Below are 19,861 nucleotides of genomic sequence, written 5' to 3' on the forward strand. Positions count from 1 at the left end.
TTCCTTACCTCGGGGTTACCAATTCCTTACCAATCTCTTACCAAAGGGGTAGGGGAAAGGTAGCGAAAGGGTAAGCGAAGGGTAGGGAAGGTATAGCAGGGTGCTTATTCGGTGATACGGATTTGCTGGGCATGCAGCTACCTCCGGCCAATGCCGGCCACGGTCTTTCCCCTGGGCTTTTCGCACCCGATGTTTGCTTCCGGAAACGGCACTGTACCGGTACGAAACGGAGTAACGAACGCCAGCTGCCCCGCCGATTCCGGCAGCAGGCAAAGGATTGAAAATTTAATGTGAAGTATTATGGGAAGTTTTAACAGGGGAATCCACGGCGGATTCTCGGGAAAAGTAGGAAACTGGTAGGCGCCCACTGGCGCGGCATCGATTACATGCGCAGCCTGCCACGGGTAAACAAGGGGCGGCCGGTCACCGAAGAGCAGCTGATGCACCGGTAAGGCTGCCGCCCAAGGTGGTGACCGAGGCCAGGTGCGTGGCGCTGGCACTGGGTGTGCTGGAAGCGGCGGAAGGCGCGGCAAAAAAGCAGGAGGGAGGCGATGATTAAGGCTAACCATGAGCTGGGCATCGGCACCACGGGCGGCACGCTGCTGAGCGTGTTCGCGCAATTGGGCGGCCACGACATGCTGAAGACCGCCGTGCTGGCGGCCATCGGCGCCGCGGTGAGCTTCGTGGTAAGCTGGTTGCTGCAGCGCTGGATGCGGAGAAAGTAGCCTGAATGCGGCGTACCACCGATCCACCGGACACAGTTTAACTGCTGATTATGTGCAGAGCCGAAGTCAGACGGCAGCTTCGGATATCGTATTTGTTTAATGTATAGATAATATTGCTATAAACTACACTTTAATCTAATGTATTACCTTGCATCCTCAAATGCATCGTATGTTGACTGCGGAAAGAAAACGTCATGGTGATATCAACTAAGTGTAATGCAGCTACATGAATAATTTGTCCGACGTTGATTTGCTGTCGCTTATGCAGGACGATAACGAAGAGGCATTCTCGGTTTTGATGGATCGTTATGCCGATGTGTTGTTCCGTTTTGTCTCGCGCCGCATAAAATCAATTTCCGATACGGAAGATATTCTCCAGGAGATCTTTGTGTCGCTGTGGAAAAATCGGCATAGGATTTCGATCAAGGATTCCTTTTATCCCTATTTGTTCAAGTCGGCAAAGTACGAATCGATCGATTGGTTGGTGTCACATAAAAACAGGATAGCCAATGAGCACATGCTCATGTTATCCTTAGCGCCAGGCAATATGACGCGTTCGGCCGAAGAGGAATTGTTGGCGAAAGAATTGGAAGAAATGCTGGAGATGGAAGTCAATAAAATGCCTGATACGATGAAATCTGTCTTTTTTCTAAGCCGAAAGAAAAATCTTTCCATCAAGGAAATCGCGTTGCAGCTATCGGTATCCGAACAAACGGTCAAAAACAATATCTCATTGGCACTCAATCGGCTACGGTTGAAAATCAAGTGATACCTTAACTTTTTTGTTTTTTTTCGGTACCTCCCCCGGGCTTCTGCGGTTATATGGGCGTATGAAGAAGCATAGCCCTCTCCCGCTCGACGAGATCAGGCAACTCTTGAGCAAATACCTTCAGGGCAATTGCACGGCTGAAGAGGAGCAGAGGGTGCTGAATTGGTATTACTCATTCGGTCGCACCGATGATGTCCGTATTGCTGAATTGCAATATAAAAGGCGGCTCGATAGTCTCAAGAACAATGTGCTTGGAAAAATAGGAGATAAGCCGGCTAAACCTAAGCATCTTATGCGGCCATTTGCCATCGGTATTGCTGCACTGGTGGTGATGGCTATCGGTATTTCCATGCTCCTGTTCCGGTACGACCAGGCGGGCAGGCCCGATTTGGTTCCAAATGCTGCTATCGTGCCGGATGAAACCGGAAAGCATAAGAACGATATCCTGCCGGGGGGGTATTACGCCCAGGTGGTTTTTGAAAATGGAAGGACCGTAGCGGTTACTGATAGCGGCGAGCTCGATGTGAGCGCCCTCGTTTCAACCGGTGAACCGGCTGGCTACCGTACCGTAAACGTACCGAAAACCGCTACATTCCGTGTGAAACTGAGCGATGGCTCCATCGTATGGCTGAATTCGCTTTCTTCGCTGCGATACCCTGAAAATTTTGGCAGCGACGAGCGGCAGGTGTACCTGGAGGGAGAGGCCTACTTCGAGGTGGCCAAAGAGGCATCAAGGCCATTCAGGGTAAAGGTGGCGGAATCAACCATTGAGGTGCTGGGCACAAGCTTCAACGTCAAGGCGTACGGCGGACAGGTCTCTGCGGCTCTGGTGGAAGGCAGCATCAAGGTGATCAGCCGCGATGTGGAGCGGATGGTGGTGCCCGGTGAGGAGGCCGTGATCAGCCGTGAGCAGATCCTGGTCGAACGGTCGGATATCCGCAAACAGGTAGCCTGGAAAGACGGGGATTTCTTCTTCAAAAAGGACGGTCTGCCCGCCATCATGGAACAAATCAGCAGATGGTACAACGTGGATATTGTCTATGAGGGCGATATTTCGAGCGGTGGCGGTATTACGGGCTCAATAGGCAGGTCGGCCAGGCTGTCGGACGTATTGACAATGCTTTCTAACGTCTCCGACCTGCAATTCGACATCGACGAGAGAACGGTGACAGTCAGAAAGTAAGTGGTATTTTTAAACTAAATGTAGGAACTATGGAAGATTAACTCAACGCTATCTCCTTATGGAGCTTGCCGAGGGCTACGAAAAAGGGAGTGTTGGCGCACTCCCCGATGTCTAAGGCATTTTGGATATCACAAAAAATTAGCATACACTAAGATTTCGAAACCTTAAAACTATTCAAAGTTATGAATTTTTTTTCTCCGCACCAAGTGCTGGATAACTGGAGAAGCTATACCTGTTACCTGGTCTTTAAATTCTTTTTAATCATGAAGTTAACTTGTGTCCTCATCCTTGTTTTTACCTTGGGTGTGAAGGCTTCCGGTCTTGCGCAGCAGGTGAGTCTGTCATTGAAAGACGCCAGACTTGAAGAGGTGCTTGAAGAGATAAGCAGACAAACCGAACTCCGTTTTCTTTATAGTGAAAAGCTGATCGAACGTACTACGCCCGTATCCATCAGTGTCTCGAACGTGGACGTAAAACGAGCGCTGAGCAACGCCCTGCACGGCCAGAACCTGACCTATGAGATCATCGCAGGGACGATAACGATCAAGGAGCGCAAGCAGACGGTGCACGTGGTCAGTGGCGTGGTCACCGATGGCGAGCAGCCCATGGCCGGGGTCACGGTGTCCGTAGTGGGGGTGGCAGGGCTGACCACAACAACGGATGATCGCGGCAGGTATACGATCCGGGTACCTGAAAATGCGACCCTGTTGTTTCGCTTCATGGGCTACCAGGATCAGCAGGTCGCCCTGACGGGCCTCACCGAAATCAATGTGGTGCTTGAGGTTGCCCAGTCGCACTTGGATGAAGTCGTGGTGGTGGGCTATGGCACGCAGAAGCGGATTAACCTCTCCGGGGCGGTTGACCAGATCGGCGAGCAGTTTCTGGACAGCAGGCCCATCAGCAATGTGGGGAGGGGCCTGCAAGGGGCCTTGGCTAACTTAAACATTACCCCCACGAGCGGGCAATCTACCAGTTCGCCCGGAATAAACGTCAGAGGCTACAACTCCATTTCGGGCGGAAGCCCCCTGATCATCATTGACAACATCCCGGCAACAAACGAAGAATTGAACCGCATGAACCCCAACGACATTGCGAGCGTAACGGTATTGAAGGACGCGGCTTCGGCAGCGATCTACGGCAGCCGTGCTGCCTTTGGCGTCGTAATGATTACCACGAAATCCGGTACCACCGAGGAGGTCAAAGTAGCAGCAAATTCGTTTTTTGCCACCAACGCTATCACACGGAAGATAGAAATTGAAGAAGATCCGTTTCTGGTAATGAGCTACCGCAATTCGATGAGTACGCCCTGGTATAACCTGTATAGTGAAGACATGCTGGAGTACGGCAGGCAAATCAGCAACGACCCATCGCTTCCGCGGGTCATCCAGCATCCGGAAAACCCCGACGCCTACATCTACCTGGGGTCCACGGATTGGTTCAGCGAGGTCTACAAAAATGCGCAGCCAGCTTATACCAACAACATCAGCATCTCCCAAAAGACGGATCGATCGTCTTACTACCTGTCCGGTGAATACTTCCGGCAGGACGGTATGCTCAAAATCAGCCCCGATACCTACGACCGGTACAATTTCAGGATAAAGGGAGACTACCGGCTCACCGACTGGCTGACGGTAAGCAACAACACGACCTATACGCATGGCAAGTACGACGAGCCTACCGCGATTGTAGACGATTGGTTGTATTGGCATAATGTAAACCGGCAGCCGTCGCTGGATGTCGTTTACAATCCGGACGGCACTTACACCAGCGCAGGCGCTTCCATGGTTGGCGCTGTGGCTGACGGAGGGCGCAACATAGACCGGATCAATGATATACAGACTAGTTTCGGTGTAAAAGTAGACCTGCTGAAAGACGTTTGGTCGTTGAACGCCGATGCGACATTCCGGCGTACCAGCTCCAGGAACCACCGGTTTGATTTTCCGCTATCTTTCAGCACGGGCCCGGGCATCACCCAGATGCAGACGTTTAATTCGTATGCATCCAACAGCAGCGGCGAGACCCGCTATAATGTCTTTAACATCTATTCAAATTTCAATAAAACGTTTGGCGACCACTACTTCGGCGCAATGGTGGGTTTCAACCAAGAGGAACGGATCTACGAGAATTTCAGCGCCCGCCGGGACCAGCTGATTTCTTCCGGCCTGCCCACCATCGGGTTGGCTACAGGCGAAACGCCGACCGTCGGAGCGTCCAATTACGACTGGTCGGTAAGGGGTGCATTTGCGCGGCTGAACTACATTTTCAAGGATCGGTACATCGTGGAATCCAACGTGCGCTACGATGGCTCCTCCAGGTTCCCGAAAAAGGACCGGTTTGCGTTCAACCCGTCGGCCTCGGCAGCGTGGGTAGTATCGCAGGAGGAGTTTTTCGCTCCGCTTTCTCCCTTGGTAAACAACCTGAAAATCCGGGGGTCCTACGGCTCGTTGGCAAACCAGGACCTGCGTGACAACTACTACCCCTATATCGCCAACATGGGCAGGGGTACCGGCGTGATCTTGAATGGCATACGGCCCACGGTGGTTACCAGCCCGGGTTTGGTATCGTCTACGCTCACTTGGGAGACCGTTACCCAGTCAAATATCGGCGTGGACCTCGGCCTGTTGAACAGCGAATTCAATGCTTCATTTGACCTATACAGGCGTTACACGAAAGATATGCTGACTCCCGGCCGTACGTTGCCAGCCGTACTGGGTACTTCGGTGCCGCTTGCCAACGCTGCGGACCTGGTGACAAAGGGGTGGGAGCTCACCCTGAGCTACAACAAGAATTTTATGGTGGCCGAGCGCCCGTTCAATTTTTCTGCGCGTTTCAACCTGTCCGACAGCCGGGCGTTTATTGAGAAATACGACAATCCCAACAATAACCTGGGTGACCACTACGTGGGGAAGGAAATCGGCGAGCTTTGGGGACTGACTACCGAAGGTTTCTTCGGGTCGGTAGAGGAGATCAGCAAGCACGCCAACCAAAGCGCGGTGACCTCTTATCCGGGTACGAGGCCCATCGAGCCTGGCGACCTGAAATTTGCAGACCTGAACGGCGATGGATTCATCAACCGCGGTGATTGGACGCTCGAAAACCCGGGCGATTACCGCATCATCGGCAACACGAGTGCCCGCTACCGCTATGGCCTTGACCTGACCACCGCATGGAACGGCATTGACCTGCGGGTGTTTTTGCAGGGGGTGGGCAAGCAGGACTACTACCCGGGCGGAGGCGACCATTATTTCTGGGGGATCTATGCGCAGCCTTGGGCTAACCTGACCAAGTTCAACCTGGACCATTGGACACCGGAGAATCCCGACGCCTACCTGCCGAGGCCAAAATCGTATGTGGCCGAGCAGAGCGGTGTGGAACTCGCCGCGCCCCAGACCAAATACCTGCAGAACCGGGCGTACATGCGCGTAAAGAACATCACCCTGGGGTATTCGTTGCCGCTGTTCATCACCCAACGGTGGGGGCTGGATAGGCTGCGGATCTTTGCCAGCGGCGAAAATCTGTTTGAAGCGACGAAGCTGATGAAATACCTCGACCCGGAAATTGCCGGAAACAACACCTCATACCCGTTTCAGCGTACCTATTCATTTGGCCTGAACTTGAATTTTTAACGCTCTTCTAAAGTACAGTGACATGAAATTGAAAAATATAGTAACCGGATTTAGCGCCATCGTCCTGTTGACGGCATTGCTGTCTGCATGCAACGATGATTTTATGGATCGCGTGCCCAGTACCGCCATTACCGGAGAGAATTTCTTCAGCAACGTAAACGACCTGAAAACGTATACCGATAATTTTTACAGTACGTTGAGTGCCCCCATTTTGGATGGGGGGAGCGACAACCTGTCGCACCATAATTCAGGGAGTACGATAGACAACATCATGCGTGGCGGCGTTACCCCGCAGAATGCATCGGCCTGGTCATGGACGGGGTTGCGAAACATCAACTTTTTCCTCGAAAACTATGGTAAGGTCCAAGGGGCCAACGCTGCCGATGTGAACCACTACGTGGGCATTGCTAGGTTTTTCAGGGCCCGTTTTTACATCGATATGGTGAAACGCTATGGCGATGTGCCGTGGTACGGGAAAACCCTGGGGACAAATGACGAGGAGCTGCTGTATAAGGCGCAGGATCCCCGTGCGCTGGTGGTCGACTCCGTGATGGCCGATCTGGAGTTTGCCGTGGCAAACATCAAACCCGATGGCCATAAGTCTACCGTGACGCGGTGGGCGGCCCTCGCGCAGTTGGCGCAGTTTGCCCTGTACGAAGGTACCTACCGCAAGTACCACGATTACCTGGGGTTGGCGTCTTCCCATACTGCGTTTCTGGAAAGGGCGGCTGCTGCTGCCAAGACGATCATGACAGAAGGGGGCTTTGCCCTGCAAACCGGAAACCCCGAGCGCGTATACCGCGAGCTGTTTATCAGTGAAAATCTGGGAGGCAACCGGGAAACTATTCTGTTCATCGACTACGACAAAGATCTCGGACGGCGACGCAATGCGCACACCGTTTTGGATTATGAATGGGCCCTGAGCCAAAGCTTGATGGAGTCTTACCTGATGAAAGACGGTAGCCGCTATACGGCGGTGGCCGGCTATGCGACGCATGAGCTGGACGAGGTCTTCGTGGGCCGCGACCCTCGCCTGGCACAGACGTTCATGAAGCCCGGCTTCCAGCCGGTCAATGCCACCCAACCCTACCGGACAAAGCCGTCTCTGGGTGGGTACAACCAGATCAAATTTTATCCCGAAGTGACAGACATGATCAGTTGGGAGGCTGCTTACACGGATGCATTTGTGTTTCGTTTTGCGGAAGTACTGCTGACGTATGCGGAGGCGAAGGCCGAATTGGGCAGCATTACGCAGGGCGACCTCGACGAAACGGTGAACCTGATCCGGGCACGGGTGGACATGCCCGCCCTGACACTGGCCTATGCCAACGGAAATATCGACCCCGAACTGGCAGCATACTACCCGAACGTAACCGGCGCCAATACGGGCGTGATCCTGGAAATACGGCGTGAGCGGCGGGTGGAACTCGCCTGCGAGGGCTTCCGGCAGGGCGACCTGTTCCGTTGGGAAGCCGGGGAGCGGCTCGCCGACCAGCAGCAGGGAATGTTCGTGGCTGGACTGGGCGCGTTGGACGTGACCGGCGACGGTGTCGTGGATATCGCTATCCTGGAAGCTCCGGGGGCAACGGGACCCATTGACAATCTGCCGGCCGCCATCAAGGATAACCTCTCGCTGTATTACCTGAAAGATGCCAATGGCAACCAAAACAGTTTTTACCTCGAACATGGTGATTACGGTCATATCATGTTTTCCATCGCGCGTGACCAACCCAAAACATTTGTGAAGCCCCGGCATTACTACTTTCCCATTGCGCACGCGCAGGTGGTGTTGAATCCGAACTTGAACCAGCCCATCGGTTGGGAATAATGTCGCGTATGATTCGTTTGCCTATGAGATACTTGTTGCTGGCCTGCTGCCTCGCCGCGCAGGTGGCGTATGGCCAGTATAGCGGCTCCGTATTCGTTGATAGCAATGGGAACGGAAAACGGGATGCCGATGAAAAGGGGCTGCCAGCGGTAGCCGTAACGGATGGTTTGCATGTAGTCCGAACCGCAGCGGACGGTAGCTTCTCCCTGCCCGGATTTGACCGTACCCGGTTCATCACCGTGACCACCCCTTCGGGATACAAACCGGGGATTGGCCACTTCCTCCGGGTGGACAGCGGCCGGACGGACTATGCATTCGGTCTCCTATCGGATGAGCGGGCGCGGGAAGATGGCCTGGTGAGGATGATACAGATTTCGGATACGGAAACCGATATGCACGGCGAGTGGATATACGACCTGAAGCAGTACGCCAGGGCGCACGGTGTCGATTTCATCCTGCACAATGGCGATATTTGCTATGAACCCGGGATGCGTTTTCATGCCAGCCATTTCAACAGCGAGGCATTGGGAGTACCTGTTTTCTATGCCGTTGGAAACCATGACCTCGTTAAGGGCGCTTATGGTGAAGAATTGTTTGAGCAGTTGTTCGGACCGACGCACTATTCGTTTGATGTGGGCGATGTGCATGTCGTCGTGACGCCGATGGCGGGCGGCGACCATGCGCCTTCGTACCGGCAGGCCGATATGGTGGAATGGGTGAGGAACGATCTGGAGCTGGTTGGTCCGGAAAAGGCGGTGGTTTTTGTGAACCACAGTCATCCGCAGGATGGATCGCGTTATGTGCTGGGAAATAACGCATTTTCGGTCGATCTTTTGGACCATAACCTGAAAGCATGGTTTTACGGTCATTGGCACAGCAACTATGTGTTCAAAGACAAGCGGTCTGGCGTGTACAGTATTTGTACGGCTCCCATAAACAAAGGAGGCATTGATAATTCGGCCGCGCGCTTTGTGGTCGCTACGATAGGAAAGGAGGGCGTGGTGGACGTGGAGTCGAGGTATGCCTTTCTGGATAACCATGTCGTGGTGGCCTCACCGGGCAAGCATGGCGATCTTCGCGTGGCGGACGGTAAGTTGCAGGTCAGTGCGCAGGTCTACGACAGCAGGCAACAGGTAGACAGTGTGTCTGCAAGGTTGGTCGCCCTGGGAAACCGTATACCGTTTGGGGATTCATCACTGGCCCGCCGCTCTGACTGGAACTGGTCCGGAGAAATAGCCCTGCCTGCGGCTTGCAGCGTGGATACCTTGGTGCTGGAGGTGGAGGTGCATTACCGCAACGGCAAGATGAGCGTAGCGCGGCAACGATTGGGTGCTGATAAGCAGACCGCTGATTCGGCAGTGTCGGGTCAATTGCGGCTGGAATGGACGAAAAATGCGGGGGGTGAGATCTGGAAATCCGCACCGTTGGTTGCCGATGGCATTGTATACACCGCCACGATTGATGATGCCATGCTGGCAAGGTGCCACATCCAGGCGTTTGATGCGGCTGATGGCGACGTCTTATGGAAGTTCCCTGCCGGAAATTCGGTAAAAAACCGCCTTGGATACTGGCAAGGCACGGTGCTCGCCACTGACGTAGCGGGCATGGTGTATGCACTTGATGCAAGATCGGGGAAGCTGCTTTGGTCGAAGCGGCTCCGCTCTTCGGCCATTCCCGGATACATCACGGCAGGGGTGGTGGCTGACGGCGTATATTACGTCGGGTCGGGCGAATACTTCCAAGCCCTCGATATCGCCACCGGTGAAACCCGTTGGCAGAATACCGCGTGGAGCGGGGGAGAGGGCACCGGCAGCGCCATGAGCATATCGGGTGAGGTGCTGATTACCGGGGCAAACTGGAACGCGCTGTTTGGGCACGATCGTAGTACCGGTGCCCTGCTGTGGAAGCGGAATGAAGATGGCCTGCGCTTCAGGAGCAGCAGCGGCACGCTGGCAGATGGTAAGTACGTTGTTGGGAGCGGCAATACACTCTTTGAACTGGACGCGGAGACCGGCGCGACCCTCCGTAAAAGACAGACGCCGTATAATTTCAATGTGATGGCAGCCCCCTTGCTTACGGCAGCATACATCGTGCTGCCCACGGCTGATGTGGGGGTTGTCGCTTTTGACCGGTATACGCTGGAGGAGGCATGGAAGTTTACGCCGGGCGAGGCGTTGGTCTATTCGGCACCGTACACCGGAGCGGGCGTTAGGACCGTGGAAAGCTCGGTTGTACAGTGGGAAGGCTGGCTGGTCTTCGGGGCGTCTGACGGGAAGCTTTATGTGCTCGACCAGCATACGGGCAAAGCGGTGGCCGAGCGAAATCTTGGTGCTCCTATCTTCGCGGATATCCACACAGGCGCCGACAATAGACTGTATGTAGGGGATTTCGCAGGCAACGTATACTGTTTCAGCGTGCACCGCTCGCAATAGCTAGTTATTGGCGCGGCTTGACCGTCGCAAAGCCCCGAGGCTGACCGCCCCGGGGCTTTGCATTTTTTTGTGATTGCACGTTGTCCGGTGAGCGGACGCAGCACATCGCTTAACTAATGCGGCGACAAAAATCATTAACGATTGGATCTGTTTCGAAGCAATAAAGTCGACGGAGGCCTCGGCGTTTCTCGCCAAGCGTGCGGATATTGGAGACGGAGTACGTGGCCACCCACGAAACCGGACTGCAATACCGGTTTGGTAATGTGCAGGGACTATTGTGATTTCGCTGGATTTGCCAACAAAACGGCATGTTACTTGTATATGATTAGTAGGAAGTAGTCACATCTACGTAACTTGCTTCACAGAAAATGGTCAGAACATCTGCTTTACTTTGGTTATTGGCGCCATGCGGCTTGCTGGCAGTAGCCCTCAACGACAACGGCGACGCCGGGGGCGGGATGCGGGACCAGGAATTTGTAGCGGTGGCGACGAACTGCAGCCGGTTTGAAATTGAAGCGGGCGGACTGGCGTACATGCAGGGCTCGGATGAACGGATTGTCGATTACGGCGCCCGTATGGCAGCGGACGACGGTGCACGGTGTACCGAGCTGGCGGCATTGGCGGCATTGAAGAACTGGGATGTACCGGACGATCTGCCCGAAAGGGAATCGCAGCTGATCGATGAATTGGCAGCACTGGAGGGCGAGGCCTTCGACCGGGAATTTGCCAGGAAAATGGCGGCCTCCCACGAGGAAGCCATCGCCTTGTTCGAACAGGCTTCCGCGCCGGGTGGTGTGCAGGATGACGAGCTGCGGGAATGGGCTGCGGCGAAGCTGCCTGTGCTGCGATCGCGTCTGCAAACGGAACTGGACCTGCTTGGGCAGGACATGGTGCAGGACAGCCTGTAACGTTGTTCCAATGGTATCCCTTTGAAAACCATCTTTTTTTTCCTATCTTTGCATCGCCTTTCGATAATAAGTCGATTGGTTATTAGCATATAACGACTTGCAATTCTCATCTTTAAATCTCGCGACACCGATTTTACAGGTATTGGAAAAATCGGGATACCAAACCCCCACACCCATACAACAACAGGCCATTCCGGTAGTGCTGCAACGGCGCGACGTATTGGCGTGCGCCCAGACCGGCACGGGGAAAACGGCTTCATTTGCCTTGCCGCTTATTCAGTTTCTGATGGACCGCCCGGCGGGTAAGCCCGACGGGCCGCAGGCGCTGATCTTGGCGCCCACCCGCGAACTGGCCATCCAGATCGGTGAAAATATAGGTGTCTACGCCAGCCTCACCTGTGTAAAGCACACGGTGGTGTTTGGTGGCGTATCAATCAATAATCAAATCGATGCACTGCGCAAGCGGCCGGAAATACTGGTGGCAACACCCGGACGGCTGCTGGACCTGCTCGGCCAGCGGGCCCTGTCCTTGCAGGACATCCGCTACCTCGTACTCGATGAGGCGGACCGGATGCTGGATATGGGTTTCATCCGGGACATCCGTAAAATCATTGACCTTATTCCCAAGGAGCGGCAAACCTTGCTGTTTTCTGCTACCATGCCGAAAGACATTGAAGAGCTGTCGCGTACCATTCTCCGCAATCCGGAGCGTATCGCTGTGACGCCCGTCTCTTCGACGGCGGAGCGGATCACACAGGCGGTGTATCCGGTGGCCAAGGCGGACAAAGCCGGGCTGCTGGCGCATCTGGTGACCGAGGAGAAAGGTAGTCACATCCTGGTGTTCTCACGCACAAAACATGGCGCCGACCGGATCGTACGCAAGCTAAAGCAGGCGGGCGTGGCAGCGCAGGCAATACATGGCGATAAGTCGCAGTCAGCACGGCAAAAGGCGCTGGCGCAGTTCAAGGCGGGAATCGCCAAGGTGTTGGTGGCAACGGATATTGCGGCGCGAGGCATCGACGTGGATAGCTTGGAACTGGTGATCAACTATGACCTGCCGAACGAGGCGGAAACGTACGTGCACCGCATTGGCCGTACCGGCAGGGCGGGCGCAAGCGGACGCGCCTGGTCATTTTGCGATGTGGACGAACAGGACTACCTGCGGCAGATCCAGAAGCTGATCGGCCGGCAGATCACCGTCGTTACCGATCACCCCTTTATGCTTGTGGGTGGATCAACGGTAGCGATGCAGGCTCCGCAACCTACGGCGCCGTCGGCCAAGAAAAAACGGAAGAACGGTCACCGGAATAAACGTAGAAGGATGGAAGGGGCTGCGGTATAAGCGGCAACGCCGCATTTCCCTCAGCTGGTCGTATACCGCCGTTTTCGAAGGTATTGCTGCACAAGGCCGAACAGCAGCAGCAGGATCGGGGGCAATGCCACGTTGATGAGCTGCCAGTAGGTACGATCCTGCCTGATTTTGACCTGATCCAATAACCTGAGCTTGACTTCTTTTTCACGCAAGGCGATGATGCCCGCATCATCGGTGAGGTAATCCACGGCGTTCAGCAGGAATGCCTTGTTGCCATATTGGTGCTGGGTATAGCGGTCCCACCCCAAGGGATAGGGCGACCCGTCGGTAGGATTGACCTGACCCTTGAGCACGTCTCCGTCGGCAATCACGAGCATTTTTGTGGGCATGCTACGCTTCGGCATGGCGACAGCCGGGTCGATGCCTTCCGGCACCGGCCGGTGGGCAAACACCGATGGTAGCAAGCCTTCCAGCAACGCGGCGACGGCATAGGGCTTGTTTCTGAATTGCGCCGGATCGGGCGTTTCTGCTGCCAGTTCCAGGGAAATGGTGGCAGGGGTGCTGAGGACCCGCGAAAAAGGGGAGGACTGGAGAACGATTGTCTTGCGGACTCCCGGCACGGCGATGGTGTCCAGCGTGCCTGCAAATTCACTGCGGATGCCGTCGAGGTTTTTCAGCGCAGGGTGAGCAGTGGTCGGCACGAAGATGGGATAAAATAGCCATGGAGCCAGTTCGACTTGCTGTTGCTGGCCGCTGCCCATGGTCAGGGGGATCTGTGCACAGTTCATGTCAGCGATGAGATCGTAGTTGAGCCGTACGCCGTAGGTAAACAGCAGATCGTCGAGGTTGAGCTGCCTCGCTACCACCGTCTGGTCGCCGGTCGCTCGCATGCGGTCCAGCTCGGCATCCTGTTGGTCAATGGCCCACAGCATGCGACCGCCTTTCATTACGAAATGGTTGATCTTAAACTTCTCGGTTTCGCTGAATGGGCGGGTGGGTTTCGCGACAATGAGCACGGCAAGCTGACTGAGCCCTTCGAGGGAAATACTGTCCAAATTGACAAATCCTACCTGGTACCCGCTCATCAGGCTCTGGATGGCGTCATAAAGCTGCACGTTATCCAGTTCGCCGTGCCCTTCGGTAAAACCGATCAGCGGCCGGCCTCCCGATGAAGCCTTGCGGAGGGCCGATACAAAGGCGTATTCCAGGTTCTGCACGGAGTTGTTCAGCACGTCTTCATGGGAGGCCCCGGTCCGGTTTTGCAGCAGGTATACCGGTAGCTCTTCGTCGCCGTAGGCAAGGAGTGCCGCCGGAAAGATCAGCTGCTGGGTAAGTCCCGTTTCCGTGCGCACATTGAGGTTGGTGGGGGTAATGCCGCGGTCTGCGAGTGCCGCAGTGTGTTCGCGTTGCTGCCCCGCATCGCCGTCCATCGGGTCGACGAAGCTGAATGTCAGCTTCCCGTTGGAATAGGCTTTCAGGTCGTTCAGCAGGTCGGCGGTGGCTTTCCGGAGCCGCGCAAACCCTGCTGGGAGCTTGCCATCGAGCAATACGGTGATATGCACTTCATCCTGGAGACCGCTTGCGGTGTGCTTGGCGAGCGGTGACAGCGTAAACCGCTTTTCGGCGGTAAAGTCTACACGGCCAAAGTATAGTGACGCCAGTACATTGGCCAACACGATGCTCGTAACGATGGCCGCACCGCGCAGCAGCGCGGGTGCGCGGCGGCGCGTGCCGGCCAGCACCGTGTGGGCAGCCCACAGGAAGAAGACAACAACGCTGACGAAGTACACAAAGTCGCGGCTGTCCAGTACGCCGCGGCTGATGGCTTCGTAGTGCGACCGCATGCCAAACGACGACACCACGTGGGCGTAGCCAGAAAATGCCTGTAACGCACTTACGGCATCAAAGGCATAGAACAACATGAAGCACAGTGCGAGCGCGGTGAGAAAGGCCACGATGAAATTGGCGGTGATGGCCGAGGCGAGCAGGCCCACTGCGGTGAATGCAGCACCCAATAGTACCAGTCCAACATAAGAGCCGATCACCGCACCGGAATCGATATTGCCGACAGGTTGAGCCAAACGCCAAACCGTATAGTAATAGATCAGCGTGGGCAGGAGTGCCAAAGCCACAATGGTGAGGCTGCCGAAATACTTGCCGAGCAGGATATCACGCATACGGAGTGGCCGCGTGAGCAGCAGTTCCCAGGTGCCGTCGGCCTTTTCCCCTGCGATGCTGCGCATGGTGATGGCCGGAATGAGAAAAAGAAAGAGGTAAGGGCTGAGCTGGAAGAAGCTTTCGAGCGAAGCGTAGCCGTAGGCTGGAATGCTGGTGTCGGGAAATACCCATAGCAAAAGCCCTGTGGCCAGCAGAAACAGGCCGATGGCCAGGTAGCCGGTCAGCGAATTGAAATAGGTCGCTATTTCCTTTTTATAGATGCTCAGCAATGGTATAGTAATTTTTTTCTAAGCCCCGAAAATAGGGAAACGCAGGCGGTAAAGCAAGAAAAGCCGCCTCGTTCATGAATAATAAACAGTGAAGATCGTACTGCGTTTTGTATATTCGCATATAATATGCACACGTTAATGATATTGATATGAACGTAATTGACAGAAACAATATAGTTATAAAGGGTAGCGGCACCACGCCGATGGTATTGGCTCATGGTTTCGGATGCGATCAGCATATGTGGAGATTTATTGTTCCTGCTTTTGAGTCATCGCACAAAATCGTTCTCTTCGACCATGTCGGAGCAGGTAAATCTGATTTATCGGCCTATTCGTTTGAAAAATATGATGACTTGGCGGGATATGCTCAAGATATTGTCGAAATCGCAGAGGCGCTGGAATTGACAGATATCGTTTTCGTCGGGCATTCCGTCAGCAGTGTCATTGGAATGATTGCGGCCAACTTGGCTCCTGAGCTTTTTAGCCGTCTTATACTTGTAGCCCCTTCGCCTTCGTACATCAATGATGGTGATTATATAGGCGGATTTACGAGTTCACAAATCGACGAATTATTGGACGCTCTTGATAATAATCATCTTGGCTGGTCGTTGACAATGGCCCCGATCATCATGGGAAATCCCGACAGGAAAGAACTGAGTGAGGAATTGGCCAATAGTTTCTGCAGAACTGATCCTACTATCGCAAAACACTTTGCCCGGACCACCTTTTTGACCGACGGGCGGGACATCTTGAAAACGGTAAAGGTTCCAAGCCTGATCTTGCAGTGTGCTAACGACGTCATTGCTCCCATTGAAGTTGGTCAGTACATGAAGGCTATGATACCGAATAGTGAGCTGGTGATTCTGGATGCAACCGGGCATTGTCCTAATCTTAGTGCTCCTGATGAAACAATTGAGGCGATCAAGAGCTTTTTAAACAATGGATGATGCTTCAAACCCTCTTGGCACAGATGCGATGGAAGATTTCGAAGATTTCTTCCAAACGGCTATCTGCGGCTTAATCATTACCGATGCGAAGGGCAAGATACTCAGGGTCAATAAACGGATAGCCACTTGGCGGGATGAACCGCCGGAAATGATTGAGGGACGTAGCGTATCTGACCTGCTAACAATAGCCGGCAAAATTTACTTTGAAACCCATCTGTGGCCGCTGCTCCGCATGCAGGGATTCTTTGATGAAGTTGCCGTCGAGCTTGCCGACACCACAACAGGGAAGCTGCCTGTGTTTCTTAATGGGTACGAGCGCAGAAATGAGGATGGCGTGCCGCTATTTATGCGTTTTATGTTGTTCCGTGCCGCTGATCGTCGCCTGTATGAGGAAAACTTAAAGACGTTCAAAGCGATCGCAGAGGAGAAACTGGCGGTTGAAAAGAAGCACGCAGTGCTCCGGGAGCAGTTTATCGCTGTGCTTGGGCACGATTTGCGGAACCCGCTGGGTGCTATTGACGGTGTGGCACAACTGATGGGAAATGCCGCAAAGAGCGATGCAGAAAAACAATTTGCCCGCATATTGAACAATGGCGTAAAAAGAATGAAGGAGATGATTGAAAACGTCATGGATTTCGCCCGCGGTCGCCTGGGAGGGGGGTTCGATGTGACGTTTCAGAACGTGAATCTGAGAGACCTGCTGACTGAGGTGGTAGACGAGATTAAGTCGGCATGGCCTGGCCGGGAGATCAACTTGAGTTGCAATTCGGACATCAATGTCGTTTGTGACCCGGCTCGTATCGCCCAGCTTGTGTCGAATTTGTTGGCCAATGCAATCACCCACGGTGCTCCGACATCACCGATCGATGTGATAGGCAAGGCAGATGCTGCCTGCTGGAGTATCGCGGTAGCAAATAAAGGGAAGGTTATTCCTGACAAGGATTTGCCAAATCTATTTCTTCCTTTCAATCGTGAAAAATCGAGGCCGAGCCAGCAGGGCCTCGGTCTGGGGTTGTATATTGCTTCGGAAATCGCGAAGGCCCACCAGGGAAGGTTGGAGGTGGCTTCTGACGACAGCCAAACTTGCTTTACGCTGACAGTTGCTCATCCAGCCAGCATCGAAATGCCACGCTCAACTTCGTAACCGATGGCCACAAACGACAAAAACAAGAGGTTGTGTTTGATGTTTCCGAATACCGGTTCCACGTCATGGCAGCGCTGGAATACTAACAATTGAGACCTATAGGGATATCAGATGGATGGAGGTACTTTTGGATATAATACTCAACTGGCATCTGGAAAATTGGCAGGTGCATTACCAGGAGCTTGGTTAGGGGCCAAGGCGGGGTCTGTTGGGGGCGGTGTCGTTGGTTCTGCTTTTTTCGGTGCGGGAGCTGTTCGCGGAGCATTAATTGGAGGGGTTAGTGGTGTCATACGAGGTTTTATTGGAGGGTACTATGGCGCCGAATGGGCCTGCCGCATATAATGGGCTGTGGGGTTGGCTCTGGTCTCATCTGTTACGTGTTTGTTTTTAGGCAGGATAAATACATAAAATACTTTGACAAATACGAGAAGTGGTCGAAGAAGAAAAAGCGGAAATATGGCTGGTTGACGGTAGGATCGATACTTTTTGTCTTGCTCTCCTTTTATCTTTGTCTGGTACTTTGATATCGGAGGTTAAGTAATGGCGGTCTGCGTGGAGGCCCCCACGAGATAATCGAGGGATATCTCGAGCGCATCGGCGAACTTCTTCGCCTCGATGGAAGGCACGGCCTCGCCACGCTCGTACTTGCCTATCATGACCTTGATATACCGCTCTTTTCGGCCAGGTCCTTCTGCGCCCAGGTTTGTTGCAGTTTGCCGAGTTATACGCTACACATAGGGAGAACCAGAACCAAATACCCGGCCGTGTTTGGCTTAGTGCCAAAAGCGATAGGCACAGCCTATCACATTTATAGCCTAGGCCTATCACATTTATAGCCTGGACATAACAGCCGCCTGCCATGCCTTGTGTAACTTTGGAAGGTTACGGAAGCGGAGCTCGGTGGGAGAGCATGATTGTTTTCCTGTCTCAAATGCGCAAAATGTTTTACCTAGAACGGGATAAACTGGATTTAGCCAAGATGAACCTGCTGCTGCTGGAGAAAGTGGAAGTGCTGACGTTGCATTTGATTGAGAAAGAACAGAGAAGGAGTTGTTAAAAGCTGTCCATACACTAACACAAACTACCGACATATTAAAGGCCGATATAGCAATCTTAAAAACCGAAAATAATTTATGAGCATTATTCCAGTTTTATCCCAAGAAAATCCCGGCGTTATTCACACATCGCCATCGTGGGATAACATTTCAATAAAACCATGGTAAAACAGCTTAAAAACATAATTTGTACGAACCTAGTTCGTATTCGCAAGAAGAGGAGATTTTCGCAGCGGGAGGTCGCTGCCATCCTGTCGATCAAGCAGTCTTCCTATAGTAATATAGAGGCGGGATATACGCCCATCAGTGGGGTATGTCTGGGGTTGTTAGCTGATTTTTACGGTATACCTGTGCAATGGTTCTTTCACCTAGATGAAGCGGCTATGACGGATTCGATCCAAACAAGCACACAGCAAGAGCAGTTAAAAGAACAACTGCATGTTTACAAGGCGTTATCCGGTGTTTACGAAAAGCGTATCGGGGAGCTGGAAGCGAAGGTGAAGCAAAAAAACGCGAAAATCGAGTCTTTATTGGCCGGCAACGGGCATGATATGGAAGAGTTCAACGATCTATAGGCATTGCCTACCAAAATAATAGGCAAAAGGGTGCAAAATAATAGGCAAAAGGGTGCAAAATGATAGGCAAAAGGGTGCACGGGGTGCCGCATTATGGCGTAATATTGCAGTATGTAAGTCACCTATTATGAATGAAAATTTTAAAATCTTTTTTCCAACGTATAATCCCCATCAAACCATGAAAATTTTAGCGGTGTTTGTATCCGTTGTGCTATTGGCCGGTTTAGGCGCGCAAGCGCAAGTGAAGGTCATTGCCAATGGAAATCTTGGTGTCGGCGTAGCCACTCCCACCAACAAGTTACAGGTAAGCGGACTCGCTGCTGATTTCCTAAACGCCTCACACCTGCGCTTGGGCGTGTATGCTGCGGATCCGCGAATCCAATCCACGACCAGCAAAGTGGTGTTCTATAACATGGCCAGCACCAATTACATCGCCGTGCATGTGTCAAACGTAATCACTTCTTCCGATGAGCGCTTGAAAACCAATATAAAAGCGATCAACAGCAACGCCCTTGATATCGTCAAGCGCTTGAAGCCGGTTACCTACAATTGGATTTCTGGCGAGGATAAGCAAGTGCATGCCGGGTTTTTGGCTCAGGAGGTCGAAGAGGTATTGCCAAACTTGGTGAGCAAAGACGATTCCCTTGGGGTCAGGGGTGTCGCCTACCAAGAGCTGATACCCTATTTGGTGGAAGCCATCAAGGAACAGCAGGTAATCATCGAGGAGTTGAAAAGTCAACTGAACAGATTGAATCCTGTAGCGGTAAAAGAAGAGGATTGATTCATTACCTATTTCGTAGTTGCCTAAGTATAGTCTAAGATTGTGAGTTGCTAATTCTATGTTTCTACTTTCCAGATCTAATCGCTTCTTTCAAACGGGTTTACAAATGGACTTAAGGAATTAACATTT

Annotated in this window: 15 protein-coding genes; 12 read left to right on the forward strand and 3 right to left on the reverse strand. The window is 53.1% G+C overall.

What is annotated here, in order from left to right; genetic code table 11:
* Nucleotides 1-137: 137 nt before the first annotated feature.
* Entirely contained in the window at nt 138-752 is a 615-nt protein-coding gene (locus ACFOET_RS11660; RefSeq protein ID WP_379022788.1) for a hypothetical protein, read from the reverse strand.
* 199 nt (nt 753-951) lie between these two features.
* On the opposite strand from ACFOET_RS11660, the gene ACFOET_RS11665 reads away from it, so the two are divergent.
* The 7 genes from ACFOET_RS11665 (at nt 952) to ACFOET_RS11695 (ending at nt 12,813) form a co-directional block, all read left to right on the forward strand.
* Nucleotides 952-1,494 (forward strand): RNA polymerase sigma factor, encoded by a 543-nt coding sequence (locus ACFOET_RS11665; RefSeq protein ID WP_379022790.1) that lies wholly within the window; start codon nt 952-954, stop codon nt 1,492-1,494.
* Between the two features lie 61 nt (nt 1,495-1,555).
* Nucleotides 1,556-2,677 (forward strand): FecR family protein, encoded by a 1,122-nt coding sequence (locus ACFOET_RS11670; RefSeq protein WP_379022792.1) that lies wholly within the window; start codon nt 1,556-1,558, stop codon nt 2,675-2,677.
* 263 nt (nt 2,678-2,940) lie between these two features.
* Entirely contained in the window at nt 2,941-6,303 is a 3,363-nt protein-coding gene (locus ACFOET_RS11675; protein ID WP_379022794.1) for a TonB-dependent receptor, read from the forward strand.
* A 22-nt stretch (nt 6,304-6,325) separates the two neighbouring features.
* The gene (locus ACFOET_RS11680; RefSeq protein ID WP_379022796.1) at nt 6,326-8,131 is read left to right on the forward strand and encodes a RagB/SusD family nutrient uptake outer membrane protein; all 1,806 of its coding nucleotides are present in this window, start codon (nt 6,326-6,328) and stop codon (nt 8,129-8,131) included.
* Between the two features lie 23 nt (nt 8,132-8,154).
* Nucleotides 8,155-10,563, forward strand: a complete 2,409-nt coding sequence (locus ACFOET_RS11685; RefSeq protein ID WP_379022798.1) for an outer membrane protein assembly factor BamB family protein — start codon at nt 8,155-8,157, stop codon at nt 10,561-10,563.
* A 368-nt stretch (nt 10,564-10,931) separates the two neighbouring features.
* Entirely contained in the window at nt 10,932-11,471 is a 540-nt protein-coding gene (locus ACFOET_RS11690; protein WP_379022800.1) for a DUF4142 domain-containing protein, read from the forward strand.
* Between the two features lie 97 nt (nt 11,472-11,568).
* Nucleotides 11,569-12,813: a DEAD/DEAH box helicase gene (locus ACFOET_RS11695; RefSeq protein ID WP_379022801.1), complete on the forward strand. Its 1,245-nt coding sequence runs from the start codon at nt 11,569-11,571 to the stop codon at nt 12,811-12,813.
* A 20-nt stretch (nt 12,814-12,833) separates the two neighbouring features.
* On the opposite strand, the gene gldG is transcribed toward ACFOET_RS11695, so the two are convergent.
* On the reverse strand, nt 12,834-15,230 hold the full coding sequence (gldG, locus tag ACFOET_RS11700) for a gliding motility-associated ABC transporter substrate-binding protein GldG (protein WP_379022803.1): 2,397 nt from the start codon (nt 15,228-15,230) through the stop codon (nt 12,834-12,836).
* 149 nt (nt 15,231-15,379) lie between these two features.
* On the opposite strand from gldG, the gene ACFOET_RS11705 reads away from it, so the two are divergent.
* Both ACFOET_RS11705 and ACFOET_RS11710 read left to right on the forward strand, forming a co-directional pair.
* Nucleotides 15,380-16,177, forward strand: coding sequence for an alpha/beta fold hydrolase (locus tag ACFOET_RS11705; RefSeq protein ID WP_379022805.1), 798 nt, complete (start codon nt 15,380-15,382; stop codon nt 16,175-16,177).
* Nucleotides 16,170-17,321 (forward strand): sensor histidine kinase, encoded by a 1,152-nt coding sequence (locus ACFOET_RS11710; protein ID WP_379022807.1) that lies wholly within the window; start codon nt 16,170-16,172, stop codon nt 17,319-17,321. Before ACFOET_RS11705 ends, ACFOET_RS11710 begins: the two co-directional genes overlap by 8 nt.
* Before the next feature lie 533 nt (nt 17,322-17,854).
* On the opposite strand, the gene ACFOET_RS11715 is transcribed toward ACFOET_RS11710, so the two are convergent.
* The gene (locus ACFOET_RS11715; RefSeq protein ID WP_379022809.1) at nt 17,855-17,977 is read right to left on the reverse strand and encodes a helix-turn-helix domain-containing protein; all 123 of its coding nucleotides are present in this window, start codon (nt 17,975-17,977) and stop codon (nt 17,855-17,857) included.
* A 203-nt stretch (nt 17,978-18,180) separates the two neighbouring features.
* On the opposite strand from ACFOET_RS11715, the gene ACFOET_RS11720 reads away from it, so the two are divergent.
* The 3 genes from ACFOET_RS11720 to ACFOET_RS11730 all read left to right on the forward strand — a co-directional run bounded on the left by ACFOET_RS11720 (nt 18,181) and on the right by ACFOET_RS11730 (nt 19,732).
* A complete protein-coding gene (locus ACFOET_RS11720) occupies nt 18,181-18,378 on the forward strand; it encodes a hypothetical protein (RefSeq protein ID WP_379022811.1) in 198 nt (65 codons plus the stop codon).
* A 159-nt stretch (nt 18,379-18,537) separates the two neighbouring features.
* On the forward strand, nt 18,538-18,951 hold the full coding sequence (locus ACFOET_RS11725) for a helix-turn-helix domain-containing protein (RefSeq protein WP_379022813.1): 414 nt from the start codon (nt 18,538-18,540) through the stop codon (nt 18,949-18,951).
* 178 nt (nt 18,952-19,129) lie between these two features.
* Nucleotides 19,130-19,732: a tail fiber domain-containing protein gene (locus ACFOET_RS11730; protein WP_379022815.1), complete on the forward strand. Its 603-nt coding sequence runs from the start codon at nt 19,130-19,132 to the stop codon at nt 19,730-19,732.
* Nucleotides 19,733-19,861 lie beyond the last annotated feature (129 nt).

The organism is Parapedobacter deserti, from assembly GCF_042646065.1.
Classification (GTDB): Bacteria; Bacteroidota; Bacteroidia; order Sphingobacteriales; family Sphingobacteriaceae; genus Parapedobacter; species Parapedobacter deserti.

Bases quoted from the DNA above. Each gene is read 5' to 3' on its own strand.
- ACFOET_RS11720 (WP_379022811.1), top strand. From the start codon at position 18,181: ATGCCTTGTGTAACTTTGGAAGGTTACGGAAGCGGAGCTCGGTGGGAG.
- ACFOET_RS11690 (WP_379022800.1), top strand. From the start codon at position 10,932: ATGGTCAGAACATCTGCTTTACTTTGGTTATTGGCGCCATGCGGCTTG.
- ACFOET_RS11715 (WP_379022809.1), bottom strand. From the start codon at position 17,977: ATGATAGGCAAGTACGAGCGTGGCGAGGCCGTGCCTTCCATCGAGGCG.
- ACFOET_RS11680 (WP_379022796.1), top strand. From the start codon at position 6,326: ATGAAATTGAAAAATATAGTAACCGGATTTAGCGCCATCGTCCTGTTG.
- ACFOET_RS11705 (WP_379022805.1), top strand. From the start codon at position 15,380: ATGAACGTAATTGACAGAAACAATATAGTTATAAAGGGTAGCGGCACC.
- ACFOET_RS11725 (WP_379022813.1), top strand. From the start codon at position 18,538: ATGGTAAAACAGCTTAAAAACATAATTTGTACGAACCTAGTTCGTATT.
- ACFOET_RS11710 (WP_379022807.1), top strand. From the start codon at position 16,170: ATGGATGATGCTTCAAACCCTCTTGGCACAGATGCGATGGAAGATTTC.
- ACFOET_RS11665 (WP_379022790.1), top strand. From the start codon at position 952: ATGAATAATTTGTCCGACGTTGATTTGCTGTCGCTTATGCAGGACGAT.
- ACFOET_RS11670 (WP_379022792.1), top strand. From the start codon at position 1,556: ATGAAGAAGCATAGCCCTCTCCCGCTCGACGAGATCAGGCAACTCTTG.
- ACFOET_RS11675 (WP_379022794.1), top strand. From the start codon at position 2,941: ATGAAGTTAACTTGTGTCCTCATCCTTGTTTTTACCTTGGGTGTGAAG.
- ACFOET_RS11685 (WP_379022798.1), top strand. From the start codon at position 8,155: ATGAGATACTTGTTGCTGGCCTGCTGCCTCGCCGCGCAGGTGGCGTAT.
- ACFOET_RS11730 (WP_379022815.1), top strand. From the start codon at position 19,130: ATGAAAATTTTAGCGGTGTTTGTATCCGTTGTGCTATTGGCCGGTTTA.